This is a genomic window from Pedobacter sp. N36a, from assembly GCF_014472395.1.
Taxonomy (GTDB): Bacteria; Bacteroidota; Bacteroidia; order Sphingobacteriales; family Sphingobacteriaceae; genus Pedobacter.
This window is the reverse complement of the sequence record NZ_JACSZW010000008.1, coordinates 137,370-157,517: the sequence shown is the minus strand read 5'-3', so window position 1 is coordinate 157,517 and position 20,148 is coordinate 137,370. Positions and strand designations below refer to the sequence as shown.

The window sequence follows — 20,148 nt, the reverse complement described above, 5'->3', positions numbered from 1 at the left end:
GACAAACCAGATGTTTTGGCTAAAAGCCCGATATTTGAGCCGCTATAACGAATATAGTTTTGAGCATCCCAATTTACTAAAATACGAATGACACAAATATTAAATTTAAATACTTGGGCAAGAAAAGACCACTTCCATTTTTTTAATCAATTTGAAGAACCATTTTTTGGCGTAACCATAAATATAGACTGTACCATTGCCTACACAACAGCTAAAGCAAAAGGCATTTCCTTTTTCCTACATTACCTGCACAAAGCATTACAGGCGGCAAATCAGATTCCTTGTTTCCGATACCGCATTGTGGAAGACCAGGTCTGGATATTCGATCAGGTCGATGTTTCTGCAACCATAGGCAGAGCAGATGGCACTTTTGGGTTTTCTTATATGGAATATCATGAAGATTTTTCCGAGTTCAAAATCATCGCTGAAAAAGAAATTGAAACGGTAAGTAACAGTACCTCACTTTTCCCTGCTGGCTCTGGAGATTGTGTGATTCATTTCTCCGCATTGCCATGGATTGATTTTAAATCCATGTCGCATGCCAGAAGTTTTACTTTTGCAGACAGCAGTCCGAAGATTTCCATTGGAAAAATGACTGAATCTGAAGGCAAAAGAACCATACCAGTTTCCATTCATGTACACCATGCGTTAATGGACGGTTTTCATGTCGGGCAGTTTATTGAGCGCTTTCAGGAACTGCTAAACGAAGCCTAAAACCGATGGAAGAATTCTGGAAATACATCCACCACTATGCGCAAATTTCAATTGCTGCTCAGGAAGCATGGCAGCAATTGCTAAAGGAACAGAAACTAGCCAAGCAAGAACATTTACTGCTGGAAGGGACCATTCCTAAAAGAATCTATTTTGTAAAAAAAGGACTGCTTTCCTATTTTTACACCGATAAAGACGGTACTACGGTGATCAAGAAATTCTTTCCGGAACAAACTCTGGTAGCCTCTACCAGCGCCATGCTATTAAAGCAGCCAGGTAAATTTACCATCCAGGCCTTAGAAGAAACCGAAATTATCAGCTATCCTTTTGAACAGTTTTCCAGGCTAACCGAACAATTTTCAGACATCGCCAGATTTTACATTCATTACCTGGAACAGCACTGGGTCATTGAAAAAGAAATCGGAGAAATCAGTTTGAAACATGAGACTGCCGGACAACGCTATGCAGAATTCAAACAAAACCACCCGCACTTATTACAGCGTTTAAAACTGCATCATATTGCTTCCTATCTTGGGATCAGCCCTACTCAACTTAGCAGAATCAGAGCGGAATTGTAAAAACCTCAACCTATGTACAGATTTTCTCTCTAAAAAAGCACTTTCTTTGCAGCAATAATTAGCTATCCTATGAACGTATCGCGTTCATCAAAATCCTATACTGATGAAAAACAATTTAATAAAAGGAAGTATTCTGGTGGCATTGGGCTCAGCAAGCTATGGCATGTTGGCCACATTTGTCAAAATGGCCTATAAAGAAGGTTATTCTACTGCAGAAGTTACACTTTCTCAATTTGCAATAGGCGTGATCAGTTTATTGCTCATCAGTATGTTTAGCAAAAGACCAGCAGCAGACAGTGCTCCGACATCCAACTGGAAAAGCTTGTTAAAATTAATGGTTGCAGGTACAGCAATGGGCCTCACGAGTACTTTCTATTATCTATCCGTTCAATATATTCCGGTGAGCGTGGGGATTGTATTGCTGATGCAAACGGTATGGATGGGCGTAGTTCTGGAAATGATCTTACATAAAAAGCGCCCTGGAAACCGGAAAATCATTTCGGTATCGATCATTATCGCTGGAACGATATTGGCTACTAATCTACTGCAATCCTCAGTTACACTCGATTGGCGTGGTATTGGCTTTGGAATGTTAGCCGCATTATCTTATACCATTACCGTATATGCTTCCAATGGAATCGCCCTGCATTTACCGGTGGTCAGAAGAAGTTTATATCTGGTCCTCGGCGGACTGATCATTATCATGCTCATTTTCCACTCTTCCCTGAACATGAATTTCTCTTTTGATATCTTTTGGAAATGGGGGATTGTCCTTTCACTTTTTGGAACTATTCTTCCACCTTTACTTTTTACCATGGGGATGCCGCTTACCGGAGTTGGACTGGGGACTATTATCGCCGCCGTGGAAATACCTGTTTCGGTAGCCATGGCGCATTTTATCTTAAAAGAACCGGTTAATCTAACGCAGCTGGGAGGAATTCTACTCATCCTTGCTGCAGTGGTACTGATGAATATAGAAAAACCAAAGGGAGCTTAGCGCTCCCTTTTAATTTATAATACTATCTATCTTTTTTGATTTCGTCAAGTCGCGTTTTCTGCTCCTTGATTCTATTTTCCAGACGTGCCTGTTTGTCTGCATCTTCCAAATGGTCGGCCGGAGATTGGCTGATCCATTCCTCATATTGTTTTTCCTGATGTGCAGTATGCGTTTTCAATTTATCTTCCAATGCTGCACGTTTAGCCTTTAAATTCGTTAGGGTAGTTTCCCAGTCGGCTTTTTCCGTTTCAACAACTTCTTTCAGTTTATTTTCTGCGGCTTCGATATCGGAGTTTAATTTATCCAATTCTGTTTTCGCCGGTACAAAAACTTTTTCATCCAGGTTAAAGCGTTTCAATTCAATGCTCAATGGACCAAGCAAGGCATCTACTGGTGTTTCCCAATTCTCCCATACGTGAGCGATTAAAACAGATTTGCCGTCCGGGATATTTGCAGAAATCTGATCCAGATAATCGGATACGCCTTCTGCTTTTAAAGTTTCACCGGCAGAACCCGCAATCATTCCACCTGCCAGGCCAACAATAAACCCTAATGGGCCTGCCAATAACCCAATTAAACCACCAATTACGCCCCCAGTTAAGGTACCATTACCTAAAGATTCATTTTTGGCCGATCGGATGTTTACTTTTCCATCTTCATCACGTGTTAATATATAGGTTTCACCAACTGAGATATCGTTGGTCAGGTTAAGTTCCTGCAATGCTTTTAACCCTTTGAATGCCTCAACTTCAGTGTTGAATAAGGCCTGAATCATTTTTTCCATGGAAATGTTTTTTTGTTCTTAATTACGTGATATAACTACAAATCACTAGATATTTTGTTTTAATCGCCAATCTGTAATTGTGATTATTATGGAAGGGCACATTTAAACTAAAATATTCTCCAATTGTTTATCTGTTATATCTGAAACTAAAAGAAATCACCATGAAAAATTTACAAGACAACGGTAAAGGCAATTTAAAAAGTAAAACTCAGGAAAAAGAAATGGCTGATGCTGGTAGAAAAGCCAAAGGAGCAGAACCGGCGAATCAAACTTCAGCAAAAGAGGCGAAAAAGGTGCCGATTAAGAAAAGCAAAGGTTAGTTTACCCAGAAAACAGATGAAAAAACAGGAAAAAAAAGCCGCAAAAAAAACTGCAATTATTTTTTAACAGTGTTTTATAAATTGACTGAAAATCATATATTTATACAAACCAAACTTAAAAAACAAGCTCAAAATGGACTTAGACCCTGTAGACAACATTGTTAATTACAAGATGGGATTCATCTATTGGAACCCAAGAGATTCAAGACTTTTCGTGCCTAAGCGCGAAAGATCGATGGGATACACCTTAAACTTTGCGCATAAAATGAATATCCTCATTTTACTGACTATTAGTGTGATGTTCGTCTATACCCTTCTTTACCTTCCATAGTGACCAGCCAAGGAAGGTAAAGAAGCTATGTTAGGTGTCTATTGCGATTACTTTACTTCTTCAAAGAAGTATAGGATCAGCATAATTGCTTTATCTGTACCTATATTTTTTGGCGTATGTGCCAATCGACCGTCGAAAAGTAAAGAATCTCCTGCGGACAACACGATTTCCTGGTCTTCAAAATGATATTTCACATTTCCTGCCAGGATATATTTGTATTCGAAAGCTTCTGTGACCACCATTGGCCTGGAGGCACTGGGTTCCAATTCCAACAGTACAATATCTACCGTAGCATTCTTTATAGCTTTGGTCAGGATCCGCTTGTATAAAAAGCCTAGTGCCTGTTCCTTTTCAAACGACTCATACTCAGATTTTCTTTTGACTACTACCGGTGCTTTATTGGCACTATCGGAGATGTCTTTAAAAAATTGGTTTAAATCCACATCTAATGACTTAATAATATCTATCAAGACTATTAAAGAAGGAACGGTACGGTTATTTTCAATTTGAGAGATTAAACCTTTACTCACTCCTGCACGATCTGCCAGTTCCTGAACGGTAATGCCTCTTTCTTTTCTTATTTCTTTTATCCGATAACTGATCTTCAGGATTACATCCTCTTCCATAGTACATTTTATTGTCCAAAAATAATCAAATTATCACCGCAGCAATACTAGCTATCTTCTAATTTACAGGATCAACTATTATATCCTTTTGTTTTGTGAGGTAATATACAGGAATTCCAGCCAGCATGATGACTACTCCCCATCCGCAGGTACTCATTTTGGTCATCAGTAAAGACACACAAAAAACTGCAGCAAAGATGATGTATAACATCGGCAGTACCGGATAACCGAAAGCACGGTATGGGCGTTCCGCATTGGGCATCTTTCTTCTTAAAATAAAAATCCCCAGAATGGTCAGAATGTAGAAGATCATCACGATGATCATGACAAAATCCAGCAGTGCACCATATTTACCGGTCAGGCATAAAGCGGATGCCCAGAAACATTGGAACCATAAAGCCCAGGCAGGCACGCTTGCTTTGTTTAAAGTAGCCGCCTTTTTAAAGAAGAGGCCATCCTTCGCCATTGTATAATAAACCCTTGCTCCTGCCATAATCAGCCCGTTGTTACAGGCGAAAGTAGAAATCATGATCATCAATGCGATGATAATGGTTCCGGCATTTCCAAAAATATGCTGGGCGGCAACGACTGCTACACGGTCGGATTTTGCGGTGGCAATGTCATTCATAGGAATCACGGCCACATACATCAAATTGGCCAGTACATAAATCACGCTGACGATAAAAGTGCCCAGAAATAAACTGAGTCCGACGTTACGTTCTGGTTTTTTTATCTCACCGGCAATAAAGGTTACCCCATTCCAGGCATCACTGGAAAACAAAGATCCCACTAAAGAGGCTGAAATGGCTGCAAAAAGGACAGAGCCTCCAATCGTCATCCAGGAACCGGTTTCTACATTCATTGATTTTAGGCTCCAGGCATCTGCCCAGTTGGCATTCCATACTTCTGCTTTCGCTCCCAGTGTAAAACCAAAGACGATTAAGCCAAAAAGTGATAATATTTTAATGATGGTTAGAAAAGTTTGCAGCGTCTTACTGTCTTTTACCCCACGGCTATTCAGGTAAGTCAGAAAAACAATAGTCACTATAGAAACCAGCTGTGCAGCACTCAATGAAAAGTACTCTGGCACTCCAGCAGCTGTACTTCCTGTTTGCAGCTGCCAAAGAATATTAGTTTCACTAAAAGGTTCGTATAAATAGGCGGCGAATTTGGAAAAAGCAACCCCTACAGCGGCAATGGTTCCCGTTTGTATCACCGCAAAAAAGCTCCATCCATATAGAAAGGCAATCAGTTTATTATAGGCTTCTTTCAGGTAAACATACTGTCCGCCTGCTTTAGGGAACATCGCACTCAGCTCTCCGTAACTTACTGCAGCGATTACAGTGACCAATCCGGTAAGCAGCCAGATCACAATCAGCCAGCCTGCCGAGCCTACTTGTCTGGCAATATCCGCACTGACAATAAAAATACCAGAACCGATCATTGATCCTACGACCAGCATGGTCCCATCTAATAATCCAAGTTCTCTTTTGAAAGAGCCATCTTGACTTTCTTTTTCCATTTAGTTTGTTTTTTATGAGGGATTCTCTTCTACTGAATAGCTGGTTAGGCGCTTCAAAAAATTCCTCTTTTTTGGTTGTTGGTTTTCAAAATGCAAGCGCATCGTCATGGAAGTAATTGTGGTTCAATTTGATGCTTTCATTTTGTTTGGTTAGTTTGTGCTAATATATTTAAAAAAATCAAAACCACTGACCTGGAAAGGTCATTCCAAATATTAAATTATTTTTTCTAAAAAAAACCTGAGCAATCATTTCATTAAAAATTTGCTTTTTACAAGAACACTGTTAATTTTACGTAGCACTTATCTGAGCTGTGAACGCGCTACTCCATACTACCCTTAGGAGTCAATCTATACCCAGTAAATTAAAAATCAACCAAATAAACTTAAACTAAGTATGGAGTTCTTACAAAAAAATCTAATTTATTTTATCCCTTTACTGGGTTTAATTGGCATTATCGTCATGGCGATAAAAAGCGCCTGGGTCAACAAGCAAGATGCTGGTGATGCGAAAATGCAGGAACTTGCGGGTTATATCGCCGATGGCGCCATGGCCTTTTTGAAGGCAGAATGGAGAGTACTCAGCATCTTCGTTGTATTTACAGCGGCATTGCTTGCTTATTCGGGAAACATACATGAAGTAAATGGAGTAACCTTACATTCCAGCTGGATCATTGCCATTGCCTTTGTCATTGGAGCGGTATTTTCTGCTACTGCGGGGTATATCGGTATGAGAGCCGCTACTAAAGCCAATGTACGCACCACACAGGCTGCCAGAACTAGTTTATCGCAAGCCTTAAAAGTGTCTTTTACAGGTGGAACAGTAATGGGCTTAGGTGTTGCAGGATTGGCGATCCTCGGCTTAGGTGGATTATTTATCGTGTTCCTAAAGGTCTTTAACGTAATCGATGCCAACAGTACGGAGATGAAAACAGCGATAGAAGTACTCACAGGCTTCTCATTAGGTGCAGAGTCTATTGCTTTATTTGCCCGTGTTGGTGGTGGTATTTATACCAAAGCTGCCGATGTAGGCGCTGATTTAGTAGGTAAAGTAGAAGCAGGAATTCCAGAGGATGATGTCCGTAACCCTGCGACCATTGCAGATAACGTGGGCGACAATGTGGGTGATGTTGCCGGTATGGGAGCTGATTTATTTGGTTCTTATGTGGCTACTATCCTGGCGACCATGGTATTGGGACAAGAAATTATAGTAGAGAAATTAAATGGTGTAGCTATTGATCAGCTGAATGGCTTTTCACCGGTGTTGCTGCCCATGGTCATCTGCGGACTGGGCATCTTATTTTCTATCGTAGGCACCTGGTTTGTCCGCATTAAAGGCGAAGATTCCAATGTGCAGACCGCTTTAAACCTAGGCAACTGGAGTTCAATTGTCCTCACTGCAATTGCCTGTTATTTCATTGTGATGTGTATGCTGCCTCCTCAATTACACCTTCGCGGGGTAGATTTCACGAATCTGGACGTTTATTATGCCATTTTAGTAGGTCTTGTAGTGGGTACGCTCATGAGTATCATTACTGAATATTATACCGCCATGGGTAAAGGCCCTGTAAACTCAATTATCCAGCAATCAGGAACCGGTCATGCGACCAATATTATTGGCGGATTGTCTGTAGGAATGAAATCTACTGTTGCCCCTATTTTAGTGTTGGCTGGCGGAATTATTTTCTCTTATTCCTTTGCCGGTTTATATGGTGTAGCCATTGCTGCTGCCGGTATGATGGCTACCACTGCCATGCAGCTTGCCATTGATGCTTTTGGCCCTATTGCAGACAATGCAGGGGGTATTGCAGAGATGAGCCAGCTTCCACCAGAAGTGCGGGAACGTACAGACAACCTGGATGCCGTAGGAAACACGACAGCAGCAACAGGCAAGGGTTTTGCCATTGCTTCTGCTGCGTTGACTTCACTGGCCTTATTTGCCGCCTTTGTGGGCGTTGCAGGCATAGATGCAATCGATATTTATAAGGCGCCTGTATTGGCCGGACTATTTGTCGGCGCGATGATTCCTTTCATTTTTTCTGCACTGTGTATCGCAGCAGTAGGTAAAGCTGCGATGGATATGGTGCAGGAAGTCCGCCGTCAATTCCGGGAAATCCCTGGAATCATGGAATATAAAGCCAAACCTGAATATGAAAAATGTGTGGCCATTTCTACCAAAGCATCGATCCGTGAAATGATGCTACCTGGTGCGATTGCCTTATTGACACCAATCATTGTAGGTTTCGGATTTAAAAATGTATTTCCTGCGGTAAGCTCTGCTGAAATATTGGGTGGTTTACTTGCTGGAGTAACTGTTTCGGGTGTTTTAATGGGAATTTTCCAGAGCAATGCAGGCGGCGCCTGGGACAATGCCAAGAAGTCCTTCGAAAAAGGAGTAAAAATTAATGGCGAGCTATTTTACAAGGGATCTGACCCCCATAAAGCCTCTGTAACTGGTGATACGGTGGGTGATCCTTTCAAAGACACCTCCGGTCCTTCCATGAATATTTTAATCAAATTAATGTCGATTGTATCCTTAGTAATTGCCCCTTACATTGCTGTAAGCGTGGTTCCAGAAATGAAATTCGGTCAGGAGATCAGAAAAGAAGTTCGGGTGATGAAAACCATAGATGCCAATGGAATTGAGAAAATTGATACCTTAAAGAACCTGCTGGACACGATCAGTGTCAAACGATAATATTATGATTGTTACTAATAAAAGGGATTTTGAATAAAAATCCCTTTTATTTTTAAACATCTTTATTTAGGTTTGACAATCAGATTACAAATCAAAAACACCACTATAAACAACCTTTTACTAAACTTTAAACTATGAATTTTAGAAAGTCGATTGACTTACTTACAAAAGAAGCTTCCGAAACCGGAGAAGGGGCACTGAAGAGGACCCTAGGCCCGGTAAATCTGGTTGCTTTGGGTATTGGGGCGATTATCGGTGCTGGATTATTCTCCATTACCGGTTCAGCAGCAGCCAATAACGCCGGCCCGGCGATTACCATTTCCTTCGTTATTGCAGCAATAGGTTGCGGATTTGCAGGTTTATGTTATGCAGAATTTGCTTCCATGATCCCTGTTGCAGGAAGTGCATATACCTATTCTTATGCCACCATGGGCGAATTAGTAGCCTGGATCATTGGCTGGGATTTGGTATTGGAATATGCGGTCGGTGCGGCTACAGTTTCTATCAGCTGGAGTCGATACCTGGTCAAGTTTCTCGAATATTACGACCTTCACCTGCCCGCCCAGGTAGTGATGTCGCCATTTGATACGGCTACCCTTGCCGATGGCACCATCGTAAATGGCATGTTTAACCTACCTGCCGTATTCATCATCGTATTGATGTCCCTGGTATTGATTAGAGGAACTAAAGAATCAGCCATCATCAATGGTGTGATTGTAGCAGTTAAAGTAGTGATTGTATTCATCTTTATCTTCTTAGGATGGAAATACATTAATGCAGACAACTATTCTCCATATTTTATCCCTGCAGACAAACCGGGTCATGCCAGTTTCTTTGAAAACGGATGGGGTGGTGTCATTAGAGCAGCGGGTATTGTATTCTTCGCTTACATTGGTTTTGATGCGGTGTCTACTGCAGCTCAGGAAGCTAAAAACCCGAAGAAAGATATGCCAATCGGTATTTTAGTTTCTCTATTCATCTGTACCGTCCTTTATATCTTATTTGCGCACGTGATGACAGGTGTTGCCAACTACGACCTATTCAAAGGTCAGGATGGTATTGCTCCTGTTGCTGTTGCAATTGACAACATGGGTATTAAAAATGCGGCTGGACTCGTTACTCCAGCTTATCCATGGTTAAATAAAGCAATTATCCTGGCGATTCTTGGCGGTTACGCTTCTGTGATCCTGGTGATGTTATTGGGTCAGTCTAGAGTATTCTTCTCAATGAGTAAAGATGGTTTATTACCAGGCGTATTTTCTAAAGTTCATCCTAAGTTCAGTACACCTGCAAAAAGCAACCTCCTTTTCATGGTATTTGTGAGTTTATTTGCAGCTTTTGTTCCGGCGAGAGTAGTAGGTGAAATGACCAGTATTGGTACCTTATTCGCCTTTATTCTGGTATGTATCGGTATTATTATCCTGAGAAAACGCATGCCTGATCTTCCAAGAGCATTTAAAGTACCAATGGTACCGCTTATCCCTATCTTAGGTGTAGTGGTTTGCTTAGGAATGATGGTATTCCTTCCATTAGATACCTGGGTTCGTTTACTAGTATGGATGATTATCGGTGTAAACGTGTATTTGTTCTATGGCATCAAAAATAGTTTATTATCTGACAACAATCCGGTTACCCTGGCCAGAAGTAATAAAGTAGTTTCTTATATCGGCTTAGCCTTAGCGGTATTGCTGATTATTGTGGCGATCATTCACCACCATACCACTAACGGCACAGATACTGGATTATATTACTTCTCTCTGATATTTGCCATAGTACATTTATTCATTTACGTATACCGTGCTGCCACGTCTAAAAACGTGAAAGCTAAAGTATAAGCCTTCTTTTACTAAAGAGGCGTCTCTTTTAAACAAAAATGGCCTGGGTTCTTTCCATAGAATTCAGGCCGTTTTGTTTACCTCTTGTCACCTTCTTATTACAAAATAATATACCTTTGCAGCATAAATACAGCTGCTATGGAATTTAATTTCAGTCAAATCCTCTCTTGTTCAATGATCATGTTCGCGATTATTGATATTCTGGGTGCCATCCCGGTGGTGATCGAACTTAGAAAGAAAGCCGGTCATATTCAATCTGAAAAAGCAACTATTGTGGCCACAGCATTGATGATCATCTTTCTTTTTGCGGGAGAAACCTTATTAAAAGTAATCGGCCTGGATGTAGAATCCTTTGCGATTGCAGGTTCGTTTGTGATCTTCGTAATTGCCATGGAAATGGTACTTGGACTTACGATCTTCAATGAAGATGTTCCGGAAACCGTGTCTATTGTTCCCCTGGCCTTCCCTTTAATTGCAGGGGCTGGAACGATGACTACGCTACTTTCCTTAAAGACAGAGTATGCCACGCAAAACATTATCGCCGGTATCCTGATCAACATGATGTTTGTCTATTTTGTACTGAAAAACACCAACCGTTTAGAACGTTTACTAGGTAAAGCCGGCTTAAATGTATTGAGGAAGGCTTTTGGAGTGATCTTACTCGCCATTGCGATCAAGCTATTCAGAAACAATACAGGCTTGTAACCAGCCTGTATCTATATAAAAATGGCCTCAGAATTTCGATCATTCTGAGGCCATTATATTTTAGCTCCGTATTAGCTTCCTGTTCTCAGGGCTAATTTTATGTTTTAATCAACTCTTCTGTTTTAATCAGGCGCGCTACAAACATCGTATCTGCAGCATCTCTATACCCTTTAACCACTTCCATCTTCTCCAGTTTCAGCGGCAATGTTTCTTCCAGAAAGCGGACTACTTCTTCATTTTCCTGCTTAAAAACTGAACAGGTAATGTAAATCAATGGTTTTCCCACTTTCAGGTATTTGACCACATTGCTGGCGATACCTTTCTGCAAGCGGTTATACATGGTGATTTTATGGGCATCAAAATAGTACAGCATTTCCGGTGTACGTCCCCAGGTACCGGATCCTGAACAAGGCGCATCGAGTACAATGCCATCAAATTCATAATCATGTAAGTCCTGGTCGTTGTTTTGCAGCAGATCTAATACTTTCTTTTGATACTTCTTAATTCCAGCCTCATGAAAACGATCATCGAGGTTGTTTAAGCTCGTTTCTCTCACATCACTCACCACAAGCTGCACGCTAGGCTCTAGGTCGTGCAGCAATAAGGATTTCCCCCCTGAGGCCGCGCAGCAATCCCACCAGCGATCATAAGCTTTAGGTTCAAATAACAAACCTGTCTTTTGAGAAGATAGATCCTGTACCTGATAAAACTTCTGGTTGGGGAATATATTTTCGAGTTTAGTCCCGTTTGGCAGGGCCAGCGTGGTTTCGCTCAGTTCTTTTACCGGTACTTCATGCGCCTGCAAATCGGCCATTAAAGCTTTCAGATGTCCTTTAGTTATCCTTAGAAATAAATCAGGCTGGGTGAAAAAAGATTCAAAGAAATCTTCCTGTTCCACCTCCGCACTTAAATTCTGGTGGAAAGAAAATACATCCGACAGGTTAAAAGCCGGAAATGCCGACTGAATCAATGCCAGCTTAGCTTTTAGTGGCAATTCTGTCTGACCAGCAAGTTCAGGCAGCTGGCTATCTACCACTAAACTATGGGTGTTATTACACAAGAAATCGGCAATTGCCAGGCGCAGTATCTGCGGTTCTTTCATCAGGGCTTTCCCCAACCTGAAAAAACTATAAATATAACGGCTGGACCATCTTCTGTCTGAAGAACCCATTTTCTTATTCTGTTTGAAATAGAGGTGTAAAAACCGATGTAAAGGCAGCAGCCCATCGTAGCTTTTAAAAATCTGCTCAAATGCCCGGATCTGGTGTTCTATTCTCATTCTACAACGTTTATAGCAAAATTCTTATAGCGTAAAAGCATTAAACTGGTATTGATATAACCCAGTTTCTCGTCATGAAGAAAGTTGAAAGAATTGTGCAGTCCTTCATACTTTTCTTTGGTCAGGTACTTCAAATAATTGGCACCATGCTCAGCAAATAATTTACCAAAATAAAAACCGATATCAAAGCCTTTAAAAGAATATTCTGAAGGCTCAAATTTGAAAGCCACTCTATACTTTTTAATGAACTGAACCGCTGCCGCGCTTCGGTAATTGACATGGTAGGAAGCAGTGATACTGGTATTTAAAGCCTGTAATTTATCGACATTATAATTCTGTTTGATCCAATCCGGGTGACCGAATAAATTCAGATCATAGCCTTTATTCTTAATTTTAACCAGCCTATCTAAGGTTGGAACCACAAATTTACGGTCGGACGAGGTAACGATGACCACGTATTGCTTGCCCTTTTGCATTTTCGTTTCCATACTAAATACAGAAGGGTATTCTTGTACCAAAAAGACTTTTTTATTGGCTTTAAAATACTCGCGTAATGGCCTTGCTAACACCTCATCACTACTGGTTTTCGGATTGATGAATACCACAATCGTATTTTCTGGCGCATAATTTTTAGCCACATAATTCACAATCTTCCCGGCATGAAGGTCAATATTATTGACTACAGAAATCAGGTTAGGATTATTAAATTCCTCAGGATGTGTAGCTGCCAATGGCGAGATCACCGGAATATTTCTGGCAATAGAATAAGGCATCAGGTGTTTAATGCCCTGAGGAAATACTGGCCCTACTACCAGGTTTGTATACGTTAAAGTTCCTTTATTAATGAGCGCATCGATCTGCGCATTAGAGTCACGGGTATCAAAGACATTCACTTTGAAATTTAATCCCAAACTTGCTGCTGAGTCTATTCCCATTTTGAAACCCTGGTAAAAGTCGATGGCCATTGCCGATTTATCGACCTCGGCTTTGGTGGCCGTTCTCAAGTTAATTTCATTTAGGCGGAAAGGGATCAGTAAGGAAATATTAGCCTGCGTAAACCGCGCTGCAGGTTTTTCTATTTCTTTCTCTTTACCCTGGCCGTCTGGGTTTTTATTTGCAGGCTTTCTTATTTTCGGCGAACAGGCTGAAAATAAGAAAGCCATACAAATGATCAGCCAATACTTATTCCCACTCAATTGTAGCGGGTGGTTTTGAACTGATATCATATACTACGCGGTTTATTCCTTTTACTTTGTTAATAATTTCATTAGAAATTTTGGCGAGTACGTTATATGGTAAATGACACCAATCGGCAGTCATACCATCTACAGATTCCACTGCACGAAGACAGATGGCATTTTCGTAGGTACGTTCATCACCCATTACCCCCACAGACTGTACTGGAAGGAAGATTGCTCCTGCCTGCCATACTTTATCATAGAGACCTGCTTCTTTTAAGTTATTGATATAGATCGCATCCGCTTCCTGAAGAATAGCTACCTTCTCTGGAGTCACCTCACCAAGAATTCTAATCGCTAATCCCGGACCAGGGAAAGGGTGACGGCCAATGATGAAATGCTCTAAACCTAATGATGTACCTACTCTTCTTACTTCATCTTTAAATAAAGTTTTCAAAGGCTCTACTACTTTCAGTTTCATAAAGTCAGGTAATCCGCCTACGTTATGGTGAGATTTAATCGTTGCTGATGGGCCGCCGTTAACAGAGATCGACTCGATTACGTCTGGATAAATCGTGCCCTGTGCCAACCATTTTACGTCTTCAACCAGGTGTGCTTCTGTATCGAATACTTCGATAAACACACGTCCAATTGCTTTACGTTTCAACTCAGGATCAGTCACACCAGCCAATTGGCTTAGGAAACGATCTTTAGCATCTACGCCTTTGATGTTTAAACCAAGGTGTTTGTATTGTTCCAATACACTGTCATATTCGTCTTTACGAAGTAAACCGTTGTCGACAAAAATACAGTGTAAATTAGTACCGATTGCTTTGTGTAATAATACAGCAGCAACACTAGAGTCTACCCCACCTGAAAGGCCAAGTACTACTTTATCGTCACCGATAGTTTCTTTTAAATCTGCAATGATTGTTTCTACGAAAGCTTCAGAAGTCCATTCCTGATGACATCCACAGATATCTACCAAAAAGTTTTCCAGCAATTGTTTTCCGTCCGTGCTGTGTGTCACTTCCGGGTGGAACTGAATCGCATACGTTTCGCTATCTTTAATCTGGTAAGCCGCAACTTTTACGCTGTCGGTACTTGCAATCAGTTCAAAGTTTTCAGGGATCTTTGTGATGGTATCTCCATGAGACATCCATACTTGAGAATCCAGGTTGATGTGCTTAAATAATTTATTTCCGCTAGCAACGAAATTCAGGTTAGCCCTGCCGTATTCACGAGTTGATGAAGCCTGAACTTCACCACCAAGCTGCTGCGCCATATATTGCGCACCATAACAAACACCCAATACTGGGAATTTAAGGTGGAATTTAGTCAGGTCAATCTGTGGAGCATCTGCTTGACGCACCGAGAATGGGCTACCTGAAAATATAATACCTTTTACGTCTGATGTGATTTCAGGAATATTGTTGAAGGGATGAATTTCGCAATACACATTTAGTTCGCGTACCCTGCGGGCAATTAGCTGCGTGTATTGGGAACCAAAATCGAGAATAATGATTTTTTCTAGCATGGCCAAAGTTAAGAAAACTTACCTGCTGGTACAAGACAGAATGTCAATTAACCTCGATTTGATACTTATTTACCTCTACACCGAATCTTCTCAGAAAATCTACACCTTCATCACTAGGTAATCCTTTATATTCCGCATAAGAATCCAGGTATAAAACCTTCCTGATTCCGGAGGATAAAATTAACCGCGCACAGGCGATGCAAGGGGAAAGCGTGGTGTATAAAGTGGCACCTTCAATTTTAGAGCCATTCTTAGAAGCATATAAAATTGCATTTTCTTCTGCATGCAGGGCGAGAGAGCAGCTGCCGCGGGAATCCCTATCACAGCCCGTTTCCGGCCACTCTTCATCACAGTTGTGTGTTTCTGGCGGCGGCCCGTTATAACCGATAGAAATGATTCTGGTGTCTTTTGTCAATACTGCACCTACGTGTGCCCTTACGCAATGGGAACGTGCAGCAAGATCCACTGCCAGATTCATATAAATATGATCGAAACTCTTTTTACTCATATAGGTGATCAATAAAAAAGCTTCCCATCGAATCAATGGGAAGCTTTCCTGTTAAATATAATTAGTGACCTCCTTCGGCCTCAATATTTTCTACATTAATGCCCTGACTTTTCAGTACAGCGCTTACTCTCCAGGCAAAGAAGATCAGGTAAGCAAACCCGATTGCCGGAACAATATAAGAACTGTGGATACCAATTGTATCGGCAAGTTCACCTTGAATTGGCGGAATAATCGCACCACCCAAAATCATCATGATTAAGAATGAAGAACCCTGACTGGTGTATTTGTTCAATCCTGTGATCGATAATGCGAAGATCGAAGGCCACATGATCGAGCAGCACAATCCACCACTTACGAAAGCGAAGATGGCGACATGACCAGTAGTTAATAAACCAATCACCATAGAGATCGCACCTAAAGTACCGAAGATGGCCAATGTTTTGGCCGGTTTCTCCTGTCCAAGGTAAAAAGCAACAATCATTACCGCGATACAGATGCCATATACATATAAGTTACCTACATCAGTTCCTGTAAAATGGTTGACGACTAAAATCACTCCAAAAGCAACGAAAGGAACGATAACCGTCAGGACATTTCTCATGGTTTTAGACATTTTAAAGGCTGAGATGGCCCCTGTCCAACGTCCGATCATCATACTTCCCCAGTATAATGAGATGTATTGTTTGATCTCAGATTCCGCTAAACCACCAAATTCCTTCAGGTTCAATAAAGCCCCTAAGTTACTTTGAATGGTTACTTCCGTACCTACATACATAAAGATTGCCAGCATACCCAATACCAATTGCGGGTATTGCATTGCGCCCCATTTCTCAGGATTGTCTTTTTTAACGGTATAAGCGAACAGCAAAGCACCAAGAATGATGGCCAGTGAAGAGTATACAAATACCGAAGCAGGAACACCAGTAGCATTCGCTAAAGGACCTGCAGCAGCTACCATTAGGAAACCAAGAATCATCACTACTAACGGACCATTAGGCTTAGGACTGGCTTCTACTTTCTCATTACTGGTAACTTCTGGCAATTTAGACAGTGCGAAGAAGACCGCCACTGCGATAAACAGACCAGCAAGAATCAGGTATAGGTTATTGATAGAGCTGATTTCTACTGCTTTCGGAACAGCATCATTTGCAGTACCGAATAAAACCACACTCACGATTACTGGTCCCATTAAACCACCAAGGTTATTGATACCACCGGCAAGGTTTAAACGGTGAGTACCACTTTCAGGCGCACCTAAAGCCACCACAAAAGGGTTAGCAGCGGTTTGCTGAAGGGAGAAACCCAGGGCAATCACGAAAAATGTGAATAAGATAAAGATAAAAGATCCGGAATGTACTGCGGGAATCATGATCAACGCACCTACTGCGGAGATCACTAAACCGGCGATAATCCCTTTCTTGTAACCGATTTTATTTAAAATATCTACTTTACTGGCTTGAGAGGCGAAATACAGCAACAGTGATCCAATGAAGTATCCACCGTAAAATGTGAAGTCAATAAGCTGAGACTCAAATTGAGTCAGATTAAAGTGCGCTTTACAGAATGGTATAAAAATACCATTTGAAGCAGCAACAAAGCCCCAGAAAAAGAACACAGTAATAATTGTGTACAAAGCGGTGCCGTAATTTTTTTTTGATTGTTGTTCCATATAACCGTATTAACTTATTTTGGTGCGCTAAACATAAATAAAAAAAACTGTTTGCTAAAGTGTAATGTTTACACAGTGGCAAATCATATTACTGATTTTACAGCAAGACTGGCAGCTTACGATGGGAGATCTATTAAAATAATAAGGGTGATTTTATTCTGAAAATCGCATATTAGCATAATTTTAGAAGTTAGGTGAATGTTTGAAGCAATATTACAGGGGGTGGGTGCAGGTATATTATTTTCGTTTTTAACGGGGCCTGTGTTCTTTTCCATGATTAAAACGAGCATTGAGAAGGGCTTCAAAGCTGGGTTTTCTCTTGCGGTAGGTGTGATTTTTAGTGACATTATCTTTATCACCCTGACCATTTTCAGTGCACAGTTTGTAGATTATAAATCGGAATACTTTCAATATATAGGCATCGTAGGAGGCCTCTTTTTGTTTGGGATTGGTTTGTATTACCTGTTCAATAAAGTAAAAGTAAGTTATGATGTGGGGGAGATTGCGAAGATCAAAAAACGCGGCTACATCCTTAAGGGCTTCTTAATGTGCCTCTTATCTCCTACTACATTAATGTTCTGGATTATGGTGGGCGGTATCATCTCCGTGCAGTTACACTTAACCATGGCTGAAAAAGTGGTGTTCTTTATCGTGGCCATGGCCACACAGCTGACTGTAGATGGTGTAAAGACATATTATGCCGCTAAGCTGCGGTACCGCATCAAAGAGAAGACCATACAGAATCTGAACAGGGTTGCGGGGGCGGTAATCATCATCTTTGCCATCCGCTTATTTATTGAAGTCTTCTTGAAACATTTTAAATAAAAAAATCCCCGTCTGGTTTAAGCCTGACGGGGATTCGTATTTTATTAAAGCGCTGTATTAATAAGCTCTTTGGTTGTTTCCTTCTTTCCAGTTTACGAAAGCTTTAATCACAACTTTGTTACCACCAGGTGTTGGGTAGTTTCCTGAGAAATACCAGTCGCCGGTGTGATTAGGACAAGCTACGTGTAAATTGTCTAAAGTCTGATAGATCACTTCTACTTCTGCATTGATGTTTTCAGGAGTGATGATTTTCGTGATTTGCGCAGAGATCTCTTCTTGTGTGAAAGGTCTGTAAATGTCTTTCACATGGTTTACAATCTCCTCTTTTGGCAGCAGCAATGAAGCTTTACATTTCTGATAAACTTCTTCGATGATGTGTTCCAAACCACGTTCTTTCAACAACTGAATGGCCGCTTCAAAAGCAACGAATTGCCCCATTTTAGACATGTCGATACCATAGCAATCCGGGTAACGGATCTGCGGAGCAGAAGAAACAATAATGATCTTCTTAGGATGTAACCTGTCGATGATCTTAATGATGCTTTGTTTCAGGGTAGTTCCACGAACGATGGAGTCATCAATGGCCACTAAAGTATCCGTACCGTTTTTGATCACCCCATAAGTAGTGTCATAAACATGGGCTACCATATCACCTCTATCGGCATCCTGAGTAATGAACGTTCTTAGCTTCACATCCTTAATTGCCAATTTCTCCACTCTTGGGTTCATTGATAGCAATTCATTCAGTTCTTCATCACTCAGCTGCTCTTTACGGTTCAGTAAAGTATCTTTTTGTACCCCTCTGATATAGCCATGTAAACCTTCTACCATTCCGTAGAAAGAAACTTCAGCTGTATTAGGGATAAAAGAGAATACGGTATTTTTAAGATCTGCACTTACTGCTTTCAGAATCTGATCACATAATAGTGCGCCTAAATGTTTTCTTTCTTTATAGATTTCCGCATCAGAACCTCTCGAGAAGTAAATGCGCTCAAATGAACACGCTCTTTTTTCCTGAGGTTCTCTAAAAATTTCCTCAGTTACTTTACCGTTTTTCTTAACAATCAAAGCATGTCCAGGCTGAATTTCTTTTACATCTTTAAATGGAATATTGAAAGCAGTTTGAATTGCTGGTCTTTCAGAAGCCGCAACTACGATCTCATCATCTGCATAATAAAATGCCGGACGAATTCCTGAAGGGTCACGAAGGATAAAAGCATCACCATTACCAACGATACCAGAGATGGCGTATCCACCATCCCAGTTCTTTGCAGAACGGCGAAGGATTTTAGCAATGTCTAAACTTTCAGAGATTTTGTGCGTGATTTCAACGTTATCTAATCCTTCTTTTTTATAAGCATCAAAAAGTTCCTGATTCTCATCATCCAGGAAATGACCGATTTTTTCAAGTACGGTTACTGTATCTGCTTTTTCTTTAGGATGTTGCCCAAGCTCATATAATTGCTCTAACAACTCTTCCACATTCGTCATGTTGAAGTTACCTGCAATCACCAGATTACGGGTCATCCAGTTGTTCTGACGTAGGAAAGGGTGACAGTTTTCAATACTATTCTGACCATGGGTACCATATCTAAGGTGACCTAGTAGAACTTCTCCAATAAAACTAACATTGGTTTTCAACCATTCTGCATCTTGCATCAGCTCAGGCGTTTCATTCTGAATGTCTACAAATTTACTTTGTACATATCCAAAAATATCCGCAACTGCATTTTGAGCCATAGACCGGTACCTGCTGATGTAGCGGTGACCTGGTTTAACATCGAGTTTAATGGTTGCAATACCTGCACCATCTTGTCCACGGTTATGTTGCTTTTCCATTAAAAGGTAAAGCTTATTAAGGCCGTAAAGGGTGGTACCGTATTTTTCCTGGTAGTATGAGAGAGGTTTTAAAAGGCGGATAAAGGCAATACCGCATTCGTGCTTGATCGAGTCGCTCATTGTGTGTGATTTGAGCCGCAAATTTACCGTTAATAATTCTCAGAACCTAGAAAGAAATACAATCTTTCATTAAGATTATAATCACTTAA

Annotated in this window: 18 protein-coding genes; 9 read left to right on the top strand and 9 right to left on the bottom strand. The window is 40.9% G+C overall.

The annotated features are described in order from the left end of the window. Nucleotides 1-87 precede the first annotated feature (87 nt). The 3 genes from H9X96_RS16750 (at nt 88) to H9X96_RS16740 (ending at nt 2,286) form a co-directional block, all read left to right on the top strand. Nucleotides 88-714, top strand: coding sequence for a chloramphenicol acetyltransferase (locus H9X96_RS16750; protein WP_187667388.1), 627 nt, complete (start codon nt 88-90; stop codon nt 712-714). Between the two features lie 5 nt (nt 715-719). After that, nucleotides 720-1,289, top strand: coding sequence for a Crp/Fnr family transcriptional regulator (locus H9X96_RS16745; protein ID WP_187667387.1), 570 nt, complete (start codon nt 720-722; stop codon nt 1,287-1,289). A 103-nt stretch (nt 1,290-1,392) separates the two neighbouring features. Further along, entirely contained in the window at nt 1,393-2,286 is an 894-nt protein-coding gene (locus H9X96_RS16740; protein ID WP_187667386.1) for a DMT family transporter, read from the top strand. A 22-nt stretch (nt 2,287-2,308) separates the two neighbouring features. Here the strand turns inward: H9X96_RS16740 and H9X96_RS16735 are convergent, their stop codons facing one another. Next, complete coding sequence (locus H9X96_RS16735) at nt 2,309-3,070, bottom strand: DUF1269 domain-containing protein (RefSeq protein ID WP_187667385.1); 762 nt, start codon at nt 3,068-3,070, stop codon at nt 2,309-2,311. Nucleotides 3,071-3,231: 161 nt separating this feature from the next. Between H9X96_RS16735 and H9X96_RS16730 the strand changes: the two genes are divergently transcribed. Together H9X96_RS16730 and H9X96_RS16725 are read left to right on the top strand one after the other, a co-directional pair. Further along, nucleotides 3,232-3,390, top strand: a complete 159-nt coding sequence (locus H9X96_RS16730) for a hypothetical protein (protein WP_187667384.1) — start codon at nt 3,232-3,234, stop codon at nt 3,388-3,390. A gap of 133 nt (nt 3,391-3,523) precedes the next feature. Next, a complete protein-coding gene (locus H9X96_RS16725; protein ID WP_187667383.1) occupies nt 3,524-3,721 on the top strand; it encodes a DUF5808 domain-containing protein in 198 nt (65 codons plus the stop codon). A gap of 47 nt (nt 3,722-3,768) precedes the next feature. On the opposite strand, the gene H9X96_RS16720 is transcribed toward H9X96_RS16725, so the two are convergent. Together H9X96_RS16720 and H9X96_RS16715 are read right to left on the bottom strand one after the other, a co-directional pair. Beyond that, on the bottom strand, nt 3,769-4,347 hold the full coding sequence (locus H9X96_RS16720; protein ID WP_187667382.1) for an XRE family transcriptional regulator: 579 nt from the start codon (nt 4,345-4,347) through the stop codon (nt 3,769-3,771). A gap of 58 nt (nt 4,348-4,405) precedes the next feature. Continuing rightward, entirely contained in the window at nt 4,406-5,869 is a 1,464-nt protein-coding gene (locus tag H9X96_RS16715) for an APC family permease (protein WP_187667381.1), read from the bottom strand. Between the two features lie 394 nt (nt 5,870-6,263). Here H9X96_RS16715 and H9X96_RS16710 point away from each other — a divergent pair, with 394 nt between their 5' ends. The 3 genes from H9X96_RS16710 to H9X96_RS16700 all read left to right on the top strand — a co-directional run bounded on the left by H9X96_RS16710 (nt 6,264) and on the right by H9X96_RS16700 (nt 11,104). Beyond that, the gene (locus H9X96_RS16710) at nt 6,264-8,564 is read left to right on the top strand and encodes a sodium-translocating pyrophosphatase (protein ID WP_187667380.1); all 2,301 of its coding nucleotides are present in this window, start codon (nt 6,264-6,266) and stop codon (nt 8,562-8,564) included. A gap of 134 nt (nt 8,565-8,698) precedes the next feature. Then, nucleotides 8,699-10,399, top strand: a complete 1,701-nt coding sequence (locus H9X96_RS16705; protein ID WP_187667379.1) for an amino acid permease — start codon at nt 8,699-8,701, stop codon at nt 10,397-10,399. A 138-nt stretch (nt 10,400-10,537) separates the two neighbouring features. Further along, nucleotides 10,538-11,104 (top strand): MarC family protein, encoded by a 567-nt coding sequence (locus H9X96_RS16700; protein WP_062550232.1) that lies wholly within the window; start codon nt 10,538-10,540, stop codon nt 11,102-11,104. Nucleotides 11,105-11,201: 97 nt separating this feature from the next. On the opposite strand, the gene H9X96_RS16695 is transcribed toward H9X96_RS16700, so the two are convergent. The 5 genes from H9X96_RS16695 to H9X96_RS16675 form a co-directional block, all read right to left on the bottom strand. Further along, nucleotides 11,202-12,383, bottom strand: coding sequence for an RsmB/NOP family class I SAM-dependent RNA methyltransferase (locus H9X96_RS16695; protein ID WP_187667378.1), 1,182 nt, complete (start codon nt 12,381-12,383; stop codon nt 11,202-11,204). Further along, nucleotides 12,380-13,609 carry an ABC transporter substrate-binding protein gene (locus tag H9X96_RS16690; RefSeq protein WP_187667377.1) on the bottom strand — a complete coding sequence of 410 codons (1,230 nt, stop codon included), beginning with the start codon at nt 13,607-13,609 and terminating at the stop codon, nt 12,380-12,382. Before H9X96_RS16690 ends, H9X96_RS16695 begins: the two co-directional genes overlap by 4 nt. Then, nucleotides 13,566-15,098, bottom strand: a complete 1,533-nt coding sequence (gene guaA / locus H9X96_RS16685; protein WP_187667376.1) for a glutamine-hydrolyzing GMP synthase — start codon at nt 15,096-15,098, stop codon at nt 13,566-13,568. The genes H9X96_RS16690 and guaA overlap by 44 nt, the downstream gene beginning before the upstream one ends. 43 nt (nt 15,099-15,141) lie before the next feature. After that, nucleotides 15,142-15,606, bottom strand: coding sequence for a dCMP deaminase family protein (locus H9X96_RS16680; protein WP_062550236.1), 465 nt, complete (start codon nt 15,604-15,606; stop codon nt 15,142-15,144). A 61-nt stretch (nt 15,607-15,667) separates the two neighbouring features. Beyond that, entirely contained in the window at nt 15,668-17,275 is a 1,608-nt protein-coding gene (locus H9X96_RS16675) for an MFS transporter (RefSeq protein WP_187667375.1), read from the bottom strand. Between the two features lie 198 nt (nt 17,276-17,473). Here H9X96_RS16675 and H9X96_RS16670 point away from each other — a divergent pair, with 198 nt between their 5' ends. Further along, a complete protein-coding gene (locus H9X96_RS16670; RefSeq protein WP_187667374.1) occupies nt 17,474-18,100 on the top strand; it encodes a LysE family translocator in 627 nt (208 codons plus the stop codon). A 57-nt stretch (nt 18,101-18,157) separates the two neighbouring features. On the opposite strand, the gene H9X96_RS16665 is transcribed toward H9X96_RS16670, so the two are convergent. Then, nucleotides 18,158-20,059 (bottom strand): class II glutamine amidotransferase, encoded by a 1,902-nt coding sequence (locus H9X96_RS16665; RefSeq protein WP_187667373.1) that lies wholly within the window; start codon nt 20,057-20,059, stop codon nt 18,158-18,160. Between the last annotated feature and the right edge of the window lie 89 nt (nt 20,060-20,148).

Excerpts from the sequence above, each read along its gene's own strand:
- H9X96_RS16750 (WP_187667388.1), top strand. The coding sequence starts at position 88 with ATGACACAAATATTAAATTTAAATACTTGGGCAAGAAAAGACCACTTC.
- H9X96_RS16745 (WP_187667387.1), top strand. The coding sequence starts at position 720 with ATGGAAGAATTCTGGAAATACATCCACCACTATGCGCAAATTTCAATT.
- H9X96_RS16740 (WP_187667386.1), top strand. The coding sequence starts at position 1,393 with ATGAAAAACAATTTAATAAAAGGAAGTATTCTGGTGGCATTGGGCTCA.
- H9X96_RS16735 (WP_187667385.1), bottom strand. The coding sequence starts at position 3,070 with ATGGAAAAAATGATTCAGGCCTTATTCAACACTGAAGTTGAGGCATTC.
- H9X96_RS16730 (WP_187667384.1), top strand. The coding sequence starts at position 3,232 with ATGAAAAATTTACAAGACAACGGTAAAGGCAATTTAAAAAGTAAAACT.
- H9X96_RS16725 (WP_187667383.1), top strand. The coding sequence starts at position 3,524 with ATGGACTTAGACCCTGTAGACAACATTGTTAATTACAAGATGGGATTC.
- H9X96_RS16720 (WP_187667382.1), bottom strand. The coding sequence starts at position 4,347 with ATGGAAGAGGATGTAATCCTGAAGATCAGTTATCGGATAAAAGAAATA.
- H9X96_RS16715 (WP_187667381.1), bottom strand. The coding sequence starts at position 5,869 with ATGGAAAAAGAAAGTCAAGATGGCTCTTTCAAAAGAGAACTTGGATTA.
- H9X96_RS16710 (WP_187667380.1), top strand. The coding sequence starts at position 6,264 with ATGGAGTTCTTACAAAAAAATCTAATTTATTTTATCCCTTTACTGGGT.
- H9X96_RS16705 (WP_187667379.1), top strand. The coding sequence starts at position 8,699 with ATGAATTTTAGAAAGTCGATTGACTTACTTACAAAAGAAGCTTCCGAA.
- H9X96_RS16700 (WP_062550232.1), top strand. The coding sequence starts at position 10,538 with ATGGAATTTAATTTCAGTCAAATCCTCTCTTGTTCAATGATCATGTTC.
- H9X96_RS16695 (WP_187667378.1), bottom strand. The coding sequence starts at position 12,383 with ATGAGAATAGAACACCAGATCCGGGCATTTGAGCAGATTTTTAAAAGC.
- H9X96_RS16690 (WP_187667377.1), bottom strand. The coding sequence starts at position 13,609 with ATGATATCAGTTCAAAACCACCCGCTACAATTGAGTGGGAATAAGTAT.
- guaA (WP_187667376.1), bottom strand. The coding sequence starts at position 15,098 with ATGCTAGAAAAAATCATTATTCTCGATTTTGGTTCCCAATACACGCAG.
- H9X96_RS16680 (WP_062550236.1), bottom strand. The coding sequence starts at position 15,606 with ATGAGTAAAAAGAGTTTCGATCATATTTATATGAATCTGGCAGTGGAT.
- H9X96_RS16675 (WP_187667375.1), bottom strand. The coding sequence starts at position 17,275 with ATGGAACAACAATCAAAAAAAAATTACGGCACCGCTTTGTACACAATT.
- H9X96_RS16670 (WP_187667374.1), top strand. The coding sequence starts at position 17,474 with ATGTTTGAAGCAATATTACAGGGGGTGGGTGCAGGTATATTATTTTCG.
- H9X96_RS16665 (WP_187667373.1), bottom strand. The coding sequence starts at position 20,059 with ATGAGCGACTCGATCAAGCACGAATGCGGTATTGCCTTTATCCGCCTT.